This window comes from Ensifer oleiphilus (genome assembly GCF_013371465.1).
Classification (GTDB): domain Bacteria; phylum Pseudomonadota; class Alphaproteobacteria; order Rhizobiales; family Rhizobiaceae; genus Ensifer; species Ensifer oleiphilus.
The window spans coordinates 44,547-58,149 of record NZ_JABWDU010000007.1 but is presented as its reverse complement, the minus strand read 5'-3'; the positions used below and the strand labels follow the sequence as shown (position 1 = coordinate 58,149).

The 13,603-nt window shown below is 61.6% G+C and carries 16 protein-coding genes and 1 pseudogene; 6 read left to right on the top strand and 11 right to left on the bottom strand.

Annotated elements, in window-relative coordinates; genetic code table 11:
- Positions 1-3 precede the first annotated feature (3 nt).
- From HT585_RS23345 to HT585_RS23315, 7 genes are all read right to left on the bottom strand, one after another.
- Positions 4-888 (bottom strand): SMP-30/gluconolactonase/LRE family protein, encoded by an 885-nt coding sequence (locus tag HT585_RS23345; RefSeq protein ID WP_176355192.1) that lies wholly within the window; start codon positions 886-888, stop codon positions 4-6.
- A 10-nt stretch (positions 889-898) separates the two neighbouring features.
- Positions 899-1,702, bottom strand: a complete 804-nt coding sequence (locus HT585_RS23340; RefSeq protein WP_176355191.1) for an HpcH/HpaI aldolase family protein — start codon at positions 1,700-1,702, stop codon at positions 899-901.
- A 13-nt stretch (positions 1,703-1,715) separates the two neighbouring features.
- Entirely contained in the window at positions 1,716-3,449 is a 1,734-nt protein-coding gene (araD, locus tag HT585_RS23335; RefSeq protein ID WP_176355190.1) for an L-arabinonate dehydratase, read from the bottom strand.
- Positions 3,446-4,300, bottom strand: a complete 855-nt coding sequence (locus HT585_RS23330) for a carbohydrate ABC transporter permease (RefSeq protein WP_176355189.1) — start codon at positions 4,298-4,300, stop codon at positions 3,446-3,448. Before HT585_RS23330 ends, araD begins: the two co-directional genes overlap by 4 nt.
- Positions 4,301-4,303: 3 nt before the next feature.
- Positions 4,304-5,239, bottom strand: a complete 936-nt coding sequence (locus HT585_RS23325) for a carbohydrate ABC transporter permease (RefSeq protein ID WP_343214070.1) — start codon at positions 5,237-5,239, stop codon at positions 4,304-4,306.
- A gap of 62 nt (positions 5,240-5,301) precedes the next feature.
- Positions 5,302-6,537, bottom strand: coding sequence for an ABC transporter substrate-binding protein (locus tag HT585_RS23320; RefSeq protein ID WP_176355188.1), 1,236 nt, complete (start codon positions 6,535-6,537; stop codon positions 5,302-5,304).
- A gap of 40 nt (positions 6,538-6,577) precedes the next feature.
- Complete coding sequence (locus HT585_RS23315) at positions 6,578-7,654, bottom strand: ABC transporter ATP-binding protein (protein WP_176355187.1); 1,077 nt, start codon at positions 7,652-7,654, stop codon at positions 6,578-6,580.
- A gap of 242 nt (positions 7,655-7,896) precedes the next feature.
- On the opposite strand from HT585_RS23315, the gene HT585_RS23310 reads away from it, so the two are divergent.
- Both HT585_RS23310 and HT585_RS23305 read left to right on the top strand, forming a co-directional pair.
- Positions 7,897-8,934, top strand: coding sequence for a LacI family DNA-binding transcriptional regulator (locus HT585_RS23310; RefSeq protein ID WP_246707871.1), 1,038 nt, complete (start codon positions 7,897-7,899; stop codon positions 8,932-8,934).
- An 840-nt stretch (positions 8,935-9,774) separates the two neighbouring features.
- Positions 9,775-9,963, top strand: coding sequence for a hypothetical protein (locus HT585_RS23305; RefSeq protein ID WP_176355186.1), 189 nt, complete (start codon positions 9,775-9,777; stop codon positions 9,961-9,963).
- 19 nt (positions 9,964-9,982) lie between these two features.
- Here HT585_RS23305 and HT585_RS23300 read toward each other — a convergent pair whose 3' ends face one another.
- Positions 9,983-10,309 carry a hypothetical protein gene (locus HT585_RS23300; RefSeq protein WP_176355185.1) on the bottom strand — a complete coding sequence of 109 codons (327 nt, stop codon included), beginning with the start codon at positions 10,307-10,309 and terminating at the stop codon, positions 9,983-9,985.
- Positions 10,310-10,474: 165 nt separating this feature from the next.
- Here HT585_RS23300 and HT585_RS23295 point away from each other — a divergent pair, with 165 nt between their 5' ends.
- Positions 10,475-10,720, top strand: coding sequence for a hypothetical protein (locus HT585_RS23295; protein ID WP_176355184.1), 246 nt, complete (start codon positions 10,475-10,477; stop codon positions 10,718-10,720).
- A 78-nt stretch (positions 10,721-10,798) separates the two neighbouring features.
- On the opposite strand, the gene HT585_RS23290 is transcribed toward HT585_RS23295, so the two are convergent.
- From HT585_RS23290 to HT585_RS23280, 3 genes are all read right to left on the bottom strand, one after another.
- Positions 10,799-11,329 (bottom strand): hypothetical protein, encoded by a 531-nt coding sequence (locus tag HT585_RS23290; protein WP_176355183.1) that lies wholly within the window; start codon positions 11,327-11,329, stop codon positions 10,799-10,801.
- Positions 11,330-11,369: 40 nt separating this feature from the next.
- Positions 11,370-11,900 carry a hypothetical protein gene (locus HT585_RS23285; RefSeq protein ID WP_176355182.1) on the bottom strand — a complete coding sequence of 177 codons (531 nt, stop codon included), beginning with the start codon at positions 11,898-11,900 and terminating at the stop codon, positions 11,370-11,372.
- Between the two features lie 91 nt (positions 11,901-11,991).
- Positions 11,992-12,408, bottom strand: a complete 417-nt coding sequence (locus HT585_RS23280) for a SyrB-like regulator (RefSeq protein WP_176355181.1) — start codon at positions 12,406-12,408, stop codon at positions 11,992-11,994.
- Positions 12,409-12,465: 57 nt separating this feature from the next.
- On the opposite strand from HT585_RS23280, the gene HT585_RS23275 reads away from it, so the two are divergent.
- The 3 genes and pseudogenes from HT585_RS23275 to HT585_RS32270 all read left to right on the top strand — a co-directional run.
- Entirely contained in the window at positions 12,466-12,771 is a 306-nt protein-coding gene (locus HT585_RS23275) for a hypothetical protein (RefSeq protein ID WP_176355180.1), read from the top strand.
- 222 nt (positions 12,772-12,993) lie between these two features.
- A complete protein-coding gene (locus tag HT585_RS23270; protein WP_113475883.1) occupies positions 12,994-13,197 on the top strand; it encodes a cold shock domain-containing protein in 204 nt (67 codons plus the stop codon).
- Positions 13,198-13,386: 189 nt separating this feature from the next.
- Positions 13,387-13,533: pseudogene (locus HT585_RS32270) on the top strand (putative immunity protein); the annotation flags it as partial.
- Positions 13,534-13,603: the final 70 nt, after the last annotated feature.

The window sequence follows — 13,603 nt, the reverse complement described above, 5'->3', positions numbered from 1 at the left end:
GCCTCAGCGGGCTGGGTTGAACAGGGGCCGGGCAAGGCCGGCGACATCGGTGCGCATGGCGAAAAGCGCGCCGGAAAGCGGATAGTCGGCTAGCTCATCTTCGGAGCGGCCAATGCTGGCGCTGGTGCAGTAGAGCGTCTTGAGGTCGGGGCCGCCGAAGGCGATCATCGTCGGACACTTCGCCGGTACCGGAAATTCTGCAAGCAGCGTGCCATCCGGCCCGTAGCGCTGCACGCGTGCGCCCTCGAAAAGCGCAGTCCAGTAGCAGCCCTCGGCATCGACCGCGCCGCCATCCGGGCGGCCCTTGTCGGCCTCGCTGCCGAAGCGAGCGAAGATCTGGCGGTTGGTCGCCGCGCCCGTCGCGGGATCGTAATCGTAGGTATAGAGCGTGTAGCGCAGCGTGTCGGAATGATAGAGCCGCAGGCCATTCGGCGAGAATGCGACGCCGTTGGAGGTGAGCAGTCCCTCGGCGAGGCGCGTCAGGCCATGCGAATCGTAGCTATAGAGGCTGGCAACGCCTTTTTCGCGCGTCTCGTCGACGGTGCCCGCGACAAAACGGCCGGCCGGATCGACGCCGCCGTCGTTGAAGCGGCTTACCGCCTGGTCCTCGGGATTGGCGGCAAGCTTTTTCTGCGGCGTACCGTCAGCGTCAAGCAGCCAGAGACCGGAGCGCAGACCGGCGATGAAGCCGCCGCCTTCGGCAAGACCGATGCAGCCGACTTCCTCCGGCAGTTCCATTGTCGTTAGCGTTTTTGTTGCTGGATCGTAGCGGTGGATGCGGCAGCGTTTGATATCGACGAAATAGAGCGCTTGTTCGGCGACCGACCAGAGCGGGCTTTCGCCGAGGGCGGCTTGAAAAGTGAGAACTGGGGCAAAACCGTGTTCCACCGTCAATTCCTCAATATGCCGCCGTCGCAGCGACAGACGTCTGCGTTACGCCCCTCAACTGGCAGAGCCAATCGTTGGCACGGCCGGTCATCATGGCGATATCGGAGGCGATGGCGGCATAGTCGTAGCCATAGCCGATGAAGCGTTTCACCATGTCCGGATTGGGGCCGACTATGCCGACCGGCTTGCCGGCGGCATGTGCGTCCTTGGCCGCCTTCTCGATCAGCGCCTGCACCTCCGGGTGCGCGATATTGCCGATATGGCCCATGGCGGCGGAAAGATCGCCGGGGCCGACGAAGAGTGCATCAATGCCTTCAACGGCGGCAATTTCCGGCAAGCGTTCGATCGCTTCCGGCGTTTCGAGCTGGACGATGGTGCAGATGTCGTCATTGGCGGTCTTGAGGTAGTTCGGGATCGTACCGAAGTGCGAGCCGCGATGCACGGCAGCGACACCGCGAATGCCGTGTGGCGGATAGCGGGTATAGGATGCCGCGGCTCTCGCCTCTTCCGCCGTCTGCACGAAGGGCAGCATGACGGTGCGTGCGCCGGCATCCAGCGCGCGCTTGACGAGCACCTGGTCGTTCCAGGCGAGCCGTACCACAGCGTCGGCCGGTGTGCAGCCGATGGCGCGCAGGATATGGGCGAGATCGGTGAACTCGACCGGCACATGCTCCATGTCGACCACGAGGAAATCAAAGCCGCCATAGCCGAGGGCTTCGGCCGTCGCGGGTGCTGCGGCCATCAGCCAGGTGCCGAGCGGGGTGGCGCGCGTCGTGTCGCCGAGCCAGGACTTGAAGGGGTTGTTGCTGCTCATGGATATAGGTCCCTCAGTAGATCGGCGGTTCGGGCACGGCTTGTGTGCCGGTCAAGAAGTCGAAGTCGCAGCCCTCGTGCGCCTGGCTGACATGGCGCTGGTAGAGGGCGGCGAAGGAGCGTTCGTAGATAGGAGCGGACGGCTTCCACTCGGCGCGACGGCGCGCCAGCTCATCATCGGAAACCCGCATGTTGATGGTGCCGGCGCCGACATCGAGGTCGATCAGGTCGCCGGTCCTGAGCAGTGCCAGCGGCCCCCCGATGGCGGCTTCCGGCGAGACGTGCAGGATGCAGGTACCGTAGTGGGTGCCGCTCATTCGGCCGTCGCAGATGCGAACCATGTCGCGCACGCCCTGCTTCAGCAGTTTCTTCGGGATCGGCAGGTTGCCCCATTCCGGCATGCCGGGCGCACCGACCGGGCCGGCATTGCGCAGCACGATGACGGTATCTTCCGTGATGTCGAGATCTGGGTCGTCGAGCGTCTTGTTCATCGTGCGCGGATCATCGAAGACGATGGCCGGACCGACATGCTTCAGGAATTTCGGATTGGCGGCGGAGGATTTCATTACAGCGCCGTTCGGCGCGAGATTGCCGCGCAGGACTTCCAGCGTCTTGCCGCGCGAGAGCGGCACGACGGGGTTGTCCTCGCCGCGGATCACCTCGTCGTTCCAGCAATCGGCCGACGCGATGTTCTCACCGAGCGAGCGGCCATTGACGGTCGGGCGGTCGAGGTTGAGGTGCTGCGACAGTTTTTTCAGCAGCGCATTGATGCCGCCGGCAAAATAGAAGTCCTCCATCAGATATTCGCCTGACGGGAAGACATTGGCGACCACCGGGACCTTGCCGGCCATTGCTGCCATGTCGTCCAGCGTCAGCTGCACGCCGACGCGCTTGGCCATGGCGATGAGATGCACGGCGGCATTCGTGGAACCACCGAGCGCCATATAGGCGACGAGGCCGTTCAAAAAACTATCTCGGTCGAGGATTTTTGACGGCTTCAGGTCTTCCCAGACCATTTCGACGATACGCACGCCGCAGGCGGACGCCATGCGCGTATGACCGGAATCGACGGCGGGGATGGAGGAGGCACCAGAGAGCGTCATGCCCATCGCATCGACTATGGAAGTCATGGTCGAGGCGGTGCCGATGGTGTTGCAGGTACCGGGCGAGCGCGTCATGCGACTTTCGAGGTCCACCCAGTCCTCGCGGGTGATGTTGCCGGCGCGAAGCTCGTCCCAGTATTTCTTGGTGTGGGTGCCCGCGCCAGTCTTCACGCCGCGCCACTGGCCGTTCGACATCGGTCCGGCGGGGCAGAAGATCACGGGAATATCCATCGAGAAGGCGCCCATCAGCAGCGCCGGGGTGGACTTGTCGCAGCCGCCGAGCAGCACGGCGCCGTCGATCGGGTGGCAGCGCAGCAGTTCCTCGCATTCCATTGCGAGGAAATTGCGATAGAGCATCGTCGTCGGCTTGACCATGACTTCGCCGACAGAGATCGCCGGCAATTCGACGGGATAGCCGCCCATCTGCCAGACGCCGCGCTTGACGGCCTCGGCCCGGTCGCGGAGATGCGCGTGGCAGGGGCTCATCTCACTCCAGGTGTTGATGATGCCGATGACCGGCCGGCCCATGAATTCTTCGCGGCGCATACCCATCTGTTGGGTGCGCTGGCGGTGCGCGAAGGCCCGCATGTCGTCGGAGGCAAACCAGCGCTGGCTGCGCAGCTCCGAAAGGTCACGCTTCCTCATCCCTTGATCCCCCCAGCGGTGAGGCCAGAGACGACACGTTCCTGGAAGATGACGATCAGAACGGCGACCGGCACGATGCCGACAACGAGGGCTGCGGAGATGACCGGCCAGGGGAAGGCGAACTCGCCCTGGTAGAGCTGGATGCCGACTGGGAGCGTGCGCAGCGTCGGGTTGGAATTGAAGGAGAGCGCCAGCAGGAACTCGTCCCAGGCATTGACGAAGGCCAGGATGCCGGCGGTAAAGACGCCCGGCGCGCAGAGCGGTACGACCACCTTGAACAACGCCCCCATGCGCGTGCAACCGTCGATCATCGCCGCGTTTTCGAGATCGCGCGGGATGCCCTCGAAGAAGGAGACGAGCATCAGCGTGCAGACCGGCAGCGACAGCACCGTATAGGGCAGCACCAGCGCGACCCAGGTGTTGAGTAGGTTCAGCGTGCGCATGATTTCGAAGAGCGGCACGAGAAGCGTCACCAGCGGGAACGTGGAGACGGCGATGATTAGAGACAGGATGAGGCCGCGATAGCGTAGGTTCAGCCGCGCCAGCGCATAGGCCGCCAGCACCGAGACGAGCAGCGTCAGACCGGTGGAAAGCAGCGCCACCATGAAGCTGTTGAACAGGAAGATGTGCAGCGGCTGGTCGGAGAAGGCCTGCATGTAGTTCGAAAGCGTCGGGGCATGCGGCACCCAGGTGATCGGCTTGGCGGTGAGTTCGGCTTCCGTCTTCAGCGAGGTGAAGAGGATCCACAGCGCCGGGAACATGCCGTTCACGATCAGCGCGCCACCGGCGATGAAACGCAGCGGACGGCCGGAGAGGAGCGAGGAGAAACCGGGGTTAGCGACTGCGCTCATGGCTTACTCCTTGGTCCGGATGGCGCGGAGATAGACGGCGGTCACGCACATCGACAGGGCGAACATCACGACGGCGAGCGCCGATCCGTAGCCGAGGTCTAGGAAGGAGACCGTGTTCTGGTGGATGTACATGGCGAGCGTGGCAGTGGAAGTGCCGGGGCCGCCGCCGGTCATCATGTAGGGAATGTCGAAGGTCTGCAGTGCCGTGATGGTGCGGAAGATCAGCGCCACGACGATGGAGGGTTTCAGGAGCGGCAGCGTGATCTCGAAGAACTGGCGGATGCGGCCGGCGCCGTCGACATCGGCTGCCTCATAGAGCGAACGCGGGATCGTCTGGAGGCCGGCAAGGATGATCAGCGCCATGAACGACGAGGTCTTCCAGATGATCGTCAGACAGATGGCGGCGAAGGCCCAGTTCGGCGAGTTGAACCAGATGATGCCCTCGAAACCCATGCGGTTCAGTACGTCGTTGACGACGCCGTATTCCGAATGGAAGAACCAGGCGAAGATCAGGCCGGCGAACGAAAGCGGCAGCGCCCAAGGGATGAGCAGGGATAGGCGCACCGGCCACTGCACGCCGAAGGGGAGGTTCGCGAGCAGGGCCAGTGCCAGCCCGGCCAGGAGAGCGCCGGGCACGGTAATGAGTGTGATGAGCACGGTGTTCCAGGTGGTTTCCCAAAAAACCGGGTCTTCCAGCATCAGGCTGTAATTTTCCAGCCCGACGAACTCCCCCGGCAGGCCTGACGTCAATGACAGGCTGAAGAAGCTGGTATAGCCGAGGCGCAGCACCGGATAGACGATGATCAGCGCGAGAAGGATGGCCGCGGGCGCAAGCAGGACCACGGCGAGCGCCCGGTCGCCAAGATCGAGCCAGCGCGTCCAGGCCGGCGGGCCGCGATCGGCGGGGCGTGCCGCAATGAGGGTGGAGGTGTTTGTCACCGGTGCAACTCCCGACGGTTCAGGTTGGGGTGCCGGAAGGAAAACCCTTCCGGCAGTTCCGATCAGCGCAGGATACGCTTCAGGCGGGCCTCGATCTGGCTGGCGCCGTCTTCCGGCGTAGTGACGCCGGCAAGCACCGCGTTGACCGTCGTGCGGATGACCTCACTCACCTCATTGTAGCGCGGCGTCACCGGGCGGGACTTGGCGGTCTCTACGACCTGCAGCGCATCGGCGAACCACGGTACGGCCTTCAGAACCTCGGAATTCTTGTAGGCGGCGGCATAGGTGGGCAGCAGCGAGCCGTTCGCCGCCATGAAGACGGAGACGTCCTCGCTCGTCAGGTACTCAACCAGCTTCTTTGCCTCCTCCTGATGAGTGGAATAGGCCGAAACGCCCCATTCCCATCCGCCGAGGCAGCTTGCCTGCTCGCCGCCGCCAAGGGCGGGAAGGCGCGTCACGCCGACCTTGCCGGCAACGACGGATTCGGCACCCTGGAAATGGGTCCAGGCATAGGACCAGTTCACCGCGAAGGCCGCGCTGCCGGCCTGGAATTCCTTGCGCGTGTCGTCGGTGGCAACTTCCGCGATGTTCTTCTTGGCGACGCCGGTATCGACGAAGTCCTTCCACAGTTTCAGCGCCGTGACTGCGGCGTCGTGGTCGAAGGTGAGCTTGCCGTTCTCGACGAGGTTCTTTCCCTGGCTCCAGTAGGGAAGCAGGAACGTGCAGACCGCGCCCTCGATCGCCTTGCCCTGGAAGGAGAGGCCTTGAAGCTCAGGATTCTTCTCGCCCTCGGCGATTTTCTTAGTGGCCGCAGCCAGCTCTTCCCAGGTCTTCGGCGGGGCGATACCGTATTTGTCGAGCAGGTCCTTTCGGTAGTAAAGGAACATCGCGTCGGCGAAGGCCGGCAGCGCCACGATCTTGCCGTCCACCGTATTGGCTTCGACATAGGCCGGCAGGTAGACCGACATGTCCTTGCCTTCGAAGGAAGACGTCCAGCCGGCGGCGGCGTATTGTGCCGGGCGAATGACGTCGAGCATCAGGATGTCGAGGTTCGGATCTTTCGCTGACATGACGGTGTTGAGATATTGCGCTTGCGCTTCGGAGGTGTTGCCACCGGTTTCGATCGCGACTTTCACGCCGGGATTGGCAGCCTCGTACTTGTCGAGCACCTTGCGCCAGACATCCGGCTGGTGCTGGCTGGAAACGAAGATCTTCAGTTCCGTATCGGCAAAAGCCGGCGTGATGGAACCGAGCATGCTTGCAGCGGCGAGCGCGGCCGCCATGAACCTGATATTCATTCTATCCTCCCGTTGATCAGTTGTGCAGGGCGCTTGGCATTTAGTTGATGACGCGTTCGCTCGCGGCATCGAAAAGGTGGATTTTAGTGGGATCGACGCCGATGCGAAATTCCGAACCAGCTTCCGGCCGCGCCTCCGGCGGCATGCGGGCGGTCAGCATGTCACCACCGACATCGAAGTGAACCAGCGTGTCGGAGCCAAGCGGTTCGACGACCTGCACGCGCGCCGACAGCGCGACTGCGGGATCGACGACCGGGCCAAAATGCTCCGGTCGGATGCCGACGACGACCTCGCATCCGTTGAGCCCCTGATCGCGGCCCGGCCGCACGGCTGACAGCGCCAGCCTGTTTCCATTGGAAAAGACGAGACAGCCTGCCTCGACCTTCGCCTTGGCGAAATTCATCGCCGGCGAGCCGACGAAGCCACCGACGAAGACGCTCTGCGGCCGATTGTAGACCTCGTCCGGCGTGCCGACCTGCTCGATATCACCACCCTTGAGGATAACGATGCGGTCGGCGAGCGTCATCGCCTCGACCTGATCATGCGTGACATAGATGATCGTCGTGCCGATCTGCTGGTGCAGGCGCTTGATCTCGGTGCGCACCTGGCCGCGCAGCTTGGCGTCAAGGTTGGAGAGCGGCTCGTCGAAAAGAAAAACCTTTGGGCGGCGCACGATGGCGCGACCCATGGCGACGCGCTGGCGCTGGCCGCCGGAAAGCTGGCCTGGACGCCGCTCTAGCAGATGACCGATGCCGAGCATTTCTGCGGCCTCGTTGATGCGCGCCTCAGAATCGCGCGCCGGGATGCCGCGCACCTTCAGGCTGAAGCCCATATTCTCGCGCACCGTCTTGTGCGGATACAGCGCATAGTCCTGGAACACCATGGCGATGTCGCGCTCGCGCGGCGGCAGGCGGTTGACTAGCGTCTCGCCGATGCGGATCTCGCCGCCGCTGATACTTTCAAGGCCGGCAACCATGCGCAGCGTCGTCGATTTGCCGCACCCCGACGGCCCGACAAAGACGACGAATTCGCCGTCACCGATCTCCAGGTCGATACCCTTGACGATGCTGAGCGCACCGTAACTCTTTTCCAGCTTTCGCAGGCTGACAGAAGCCATTCCTCTCTCCCAAGCGCGCAACGGGGCTTCCCCGATGTGATGGCCAATCATAGCGCTACGATTTTGATCATGCAAGCAGCAGCGAAAAACTTATTTTTTGCCACGCACCGAAATGAAAAGAAGCAAACCATCCGAAATATCGCAGCATTTTCATGATATTGAGCAAATAGCTGCACTTCTTTTTCGTTGCTGCACGCCAAAACACATGCTATAAATACTATAATAGCGCTACGGAGATAGGCATGGAAAGAATCGTTAGAAAACCACGCAATCGCCGCAAGATGCAGTCCGTGACGATGACCGACGTGGCCGAACTGGCCAATGTCTCACCCTCCACGGTTTCGCTCTTCCTGCGCAAGCCGGATGCGGTCTCCCCAAGCGCGAGCCAGGCGATCAGCCGAGCGATCGACAAGCTCAACTATGTGCCGAACCTCATGGCCGGCGGGCTCGCAGCCGCCTCCTCCCGCGCCGTCAGCATCATTGTGCCGTCAGTGCGCAATGCCTTCTTCGCCGAGACGGTTTCCGCCATGCAGGCCGCGCTGAAGAAGCAGCGCCTGCAGCTCATCCTCGGCCATACGGAGTATGACGAACTCGAGGAGGAGGAACTGGTGCGCATGGCGCTCTCCTGGGCCCCGGCTGCCATCGTCCTGACCGGCCTTTCCCACAGCGCGTCGACCCGCCGCCTGCTCGCCAACGTCACCATCCCTGTCATCGAGATCTGGGAATTGGGCGGACCGCAGATCGATTCCGCCATCGGCTTCCATCACGACCAGGTCGGCATCGCCGCCGCCGCGCACCTCATCCAGCAAGGCCGCCGCAACCTGGTCTTCCTCGGCGCGCGCATGCACCAGGACCGTCGCGCCAAGCAACGCTGCGACGGCTTCTTGCAAGCCGCGCGCACCGGCGGCGCAGCGGCTCAAGTCGTGGAACATCCCGACACCGCTTCCGCCGAGATCGGCGCCATGCTGCTTTCCGAAGCGCTTAGGCTTTATCCCAATGCCGACGGCATCGCCTGCTCTAACGATCATATTGCGCTCGGTGCTCTCTTCGCCTGCAATCGCCTGGGGGTCGCCGTGCCTGAGCGGCTCGCCGTAGTTGGCTTCGGCGACCTGAGCTTCAGCGCCGCCTGCAACCCGCCGCTCACCACGATCCGCCCCTCCGGCGACCTCATCGGCCGCGAAGCCGCGCGGCTGATCGAAGATCACCTCAACGGCGAAAAGCCCGAGAGGCAATTGACGATCGACACCCGCTTTACGCTGCAGCATCGCCGGAGCAGTTGAGGAAGAGACAAGCGGCTTCGGAATTAGCCCGCGGTCCGCATCTCTTAACGCCGGATCTGCGAAATCGCCGATCCGTCTCTCAAAACGACGAAGACAGAAAGGTCTAGCACAGCCCGTCGAACGTGACGACGCGCCTTTTCTTGGCAGAGCGTCCGGCAGCAATGGAAACCAGCCTAAGCCGATTTCTGCAGTAGTGATTGGCCGAAATTGCATCGGGGTCCTGGCTTCGGGGGCTCCCAATGTGTGAGTACCGTTTGTTCGTTGTTGTGCAGGTCAGGACGTTGGTTCGCCGAGGTTCCAGAGACCAAGTCCCGTCATTACAACTCACCGATGTTGGGTCTTGAACGGAATTCAACCCTCGACCCGCTAGGCACATCTAGCAAGCAACTGCGAACGGTTTATAAACGTCTAGGGGACGACACCATCGCCAATCAGCGCAAGTGCCGAGTCTTGGCGTCATGAGCTTTATGTGGGTGTCCACCCTTTCCAGCACTATTCCCGGAATGACGGCACGTTCGGGCAGCGACCACCAAACCTGGTTTAAGCGTTCGGCTGTCTCACTCACAGCTTTAAGCACGGCAACTTCCGGCAGGCGTGGAGCCGAACAGGAAATCCGCGCCGTTGCGCGAGAGCCGCCCACGCGAAGTCGCGCATGCTACCCCGCCTTCCAATGCCATGCGTGACAGGATCGCTCACTATCTCGAGGAGCGCGTATTCTCCTGATTTTTTTGAACCAAATCGCAGCGGTTACCATAACCAGACCAGCATATGCTTCCCGCGGAGAATTCGCCATCGGCCGCGTGAATGCCAAAATGCCCTCGACCATCAGCGAGGAATCCCATGACAGAGAATGCCTACGACCTTCGCAAAGAATCAGGCGGCACGCGGACGGTGTACGACATCTTCACTGGCATGCGAGCGCTTGTGAACGAGGTCGAGCAAGTTGGCCCGCAGATGGCGCAGGCCGACGATCTCGCCGACCTGTTGAATTTGCTGTTCATCCGGCGCCGTTCGGGGTTGGTGCATTGATGTGCTATCGCGCTTCCCGCTAAAAATTGAAGTAGACGGTGACGCCTGATCGACGCTGGTAGCGGTAGTTGTCGTTGTAGCCATAGTAGCCGCGATCACGGTAGCCGCCATAATACCCGTAATGACGCGGGTAGCATCCACCGTAGTAGCGGCAGTCACGCCAAGCGTGCCGTCTATCCCATCGGCGATCCGCGCGCCAATGCCGATGGCCACGGTGCTTGACTTGTTCGACAGTGTTTGTCTGCACCTGTTCGGGTTTTGGCACGAAAACCGGAGCGGCGCTTAGCGGCATGGCGAAAGACGCAGCCAGACCAATCGCTGCGAAGACAGATAAGAGCCTTTTCATAGCAAACTCCTCTTTGTGACGTTCACAATGACCCTGCCCGGCTGCCCCCCCATGAACGGGGAAGACCAATGCTCCAGGTGCCGTCGCCGTTGGACACGGCGTTGCGGCTTAGGAACCTCTCGCCGCGTCATCAGTTTCTCCCACAGCCCAACAGGAGAAACAGAAATGGCCAAAGACGAATTGAGCGCCGGCTTCACCGGCACACCAACTGAACCACCGACAGGTGCCCGCAAGATCGCGAAGACAGCCACCGACGCCGTCAGTCGTGAAGCGAACGCGCTGGCGGCCGGGGCGGTTCAACACCCATACACTGCAACCGGCGTGACGATGACGATTGGCCTTCTCGCGTTCGCGATTGGTTACGTTATGGGCCGATCGTCGGTCGACACAGGGAGAAGCTATTGGCGGTAGGATGGCAATCAGATAAGAAGCTTCGCGGCGGTCGCAAGCGGCCACAAGAGCCGTCACTTCGGCCGGAGATCAGATTGCTCATTTGAACCGTGCGAGCATGCTTCCAAGCCGAGCATTTTCCTGGCGCAGCCGATGCGCCAGTAGCGCTTTTAATCTGCGATTTTCTTCCTCAAGCGCGGCGAGATCGTCAACCGAAACTTGAATCGGAGCCTCACTGGCGTTGCTTCGTGCGCGGCGTCCACGCGCTTGCCGCGGGACCTTGTAAAGTTGCGGCGCCGTCTTCGTCGCAGGGATCACATCTGCGTGCAAGGCTGAAGCGTCTTCAGCGCGATCCGGCGGAACAGTAACCTCTTGCGGCGCGGCAATGGCATCGGCAACGTGTGAGACGCTATCGAGCACGCTTTCAATTTCAACGCCGACCGCAGCGCTCGGCCCCGGACCAATACCCGCCGGTTGGTCGACCGCTGCAAACAGGTGCGGAGCCTCGCTCTCCGACTTGCGCACAAGCGCCTTTAGATCAGTATCGCCCCAAATAGAGGCTGGCCGGATTGTCGAGCGTCGGCGGGGCGATTTGAATTCGACGATAAACTTTCGCTGGTGTGGTTTCATCGGTGTCCACTGGTCGGGAGCGTTGGCCGGGCACGGCGCATTAAAACCGCTCAAGCATCTTTTTGAGTTGGGCGTTCTGCGAAGTCAGTTTTTCTGCCAGCTGCCGCCTCAGTTGCCCAATATCCTCCTCCAGGGCCAGAACCTCTTCAGAGAAGGTCATTTGCGGCGCAGGAACGTGGGCGTTTCCAGAGCCATACTCGACCCGAGTGGCCGGCGCAACATTCCGGGCGATCGATCGTTTGAGCCGAGTTTGCCGCTTGATTGGACTGTCTTCGGACGGATTTTGTTGGTCGTGGGCCGGTGCCTGATCAGCGAGGTCGGTTGAGGGTGCGTTGCGACCGACTGTTTCCTCAACAATGGGAGCTGCTTCGAGGACGCGATCGTTTGCCGATCCATTCGCCACGGTATCCGTCGAAGTCGCCGCCTCAACGATCGAGGCTATTGGTGCTCCCACAGCGGGGGCCGGGAGTACCTCCGGTTTCTTGGTCTCGATCTCGGGCGCGTTCTTTGCTTGCTCGGTGGCAGTTCCTCGAGACGCCAGATCAAGCAGAAACTTCCATGGTGATTTCATAGTGCCTCGTCATCCCGGGCTTTGGCAGCCCGTCCTTGCGATGTGATGACGATGGCCGATCGCGGAAACGATCGGCCTCTCAGGATATGCATCAGGCAAGCCCGAGGCGTTTACGGAGATCGGCATTCTCCGCCCGCAGTTTTTCACCGAGTGCCTTGCGCAGCCGTGCATTCTCTTCTTCGAGCTGAAGAAGAGCGGCGATTTCGTCCAGGACGGAAATCGGGGCTTCAGCCGCCGCTTTTGGGGCCGCGCTTTTTGCGCCGGCCTTTTCGACACCCTTGGCTCTGGTCTTGGCAGCCGCCGGAGACTGCTGCGCATCTTTCATCTCGGTCGGCTTCGCCTTAGGCTTCCTGCCTCTCTTGACCTTCGGCGCGCCCGCCTCCTCTGAGGCCACGTCAGAAGCAACCTTCTTCGCCCTCGGACCGCGCTTCTTGGGCGCTGCCACCTCTACCGGCGTGGTCGCTTCGGCGACGACAGCGTCGTCGTCCGGTTTAATCTCGTCTGCCATGAGTTTTAATCCCTCTCTAAGCCTACATACTTTTCCGATGGGCAAAGCGCAGAGTCAATGATTGCACCGGCCAATGCCGGACATCGGCAATATCGATGCTACATTGCGTGGCGCTGTCGCAGACGAACGAATCTGCGCCAGCGGAACGCATGCGAAAGCGAATGGAGAAATACGACGAACCGCAAAGACATCGCCAATCGCGCTCTAGCCAAGTGGCGCGATTTCGGTTTTCCGATCGACGATCACCCCGAATTCCACGCACTGTTACAGCTCTGGATCAATGGTGACGTATCCGTCGACGATATCCGGCGTAAATATGTGAAACTGCTCCAGAAGCGCAGCCGCAACGGGAAGCCCGATTGAACTCCGCGAACACCGCGGTACTTGAGCGGCGGTCCGAAGGTCCGTTTTCGCTTGGCATAAGTCGAACAATCCTCGCGCGACTGACATCCGCCGGCATCGCTCGACGCGAGCGTGTATGCGACTGATGGAAAGATAACTCCTGCGCCACATTCCCGTTTGCCGCTGCCCGCTTCCGTCGCTAAGGTTTTGCCGGCAATTAGGCCATAGCACCAGGGGGACACCGTGGCATCAGGTACCGTTAAGTTTTTCAATCAGGACAAGGGTTTCGGCTTCATCACTCCAGACAACGGCGGCGCTGATGTGTTCGTGCATGTGTCTGCCATCGGCTACGGCGGCTCGCTGCGTGAAGGCCAGAAAGTCACGTATGAACTCGGCCAAGATCGCAAGACAGGCAAATCGAAAGCCGAAAACGTCACCACCGCTTGAGTTCGTCGGCTTAAACCCATATTTCGGCCCCTGAAAAATGGAAGCGCTCTGATCAAGATGGCGCGTAGATTGGGCCGGAATGCCGCGAAGCCCCGGCACATTGGCGCCGGGGCTTCGCCGAACAGCATTCGCATATTGGTACCTGTGAAATGCGACTTCTAGGCTGCGGAACCTTGCGTCTAATACACAATGCCCACTCGATCCCGGCCCAGACAAGCCGTAGTTGCCGCCCGCTGTTGGGCAAACGGCGAACTTGGCTTTGCTGTTGCGCGCAACGCGGCCTTCGCAGCCCACGCCGCAGCGCCAGCGGCGACCGATCCGAAAGCGGTTGCCAGGGCGAGGGCCGCGCCGACGCAGTGGCAACCTCACATGTTCCAACCCATGCCCCTTATGCTGCTCGCTACGC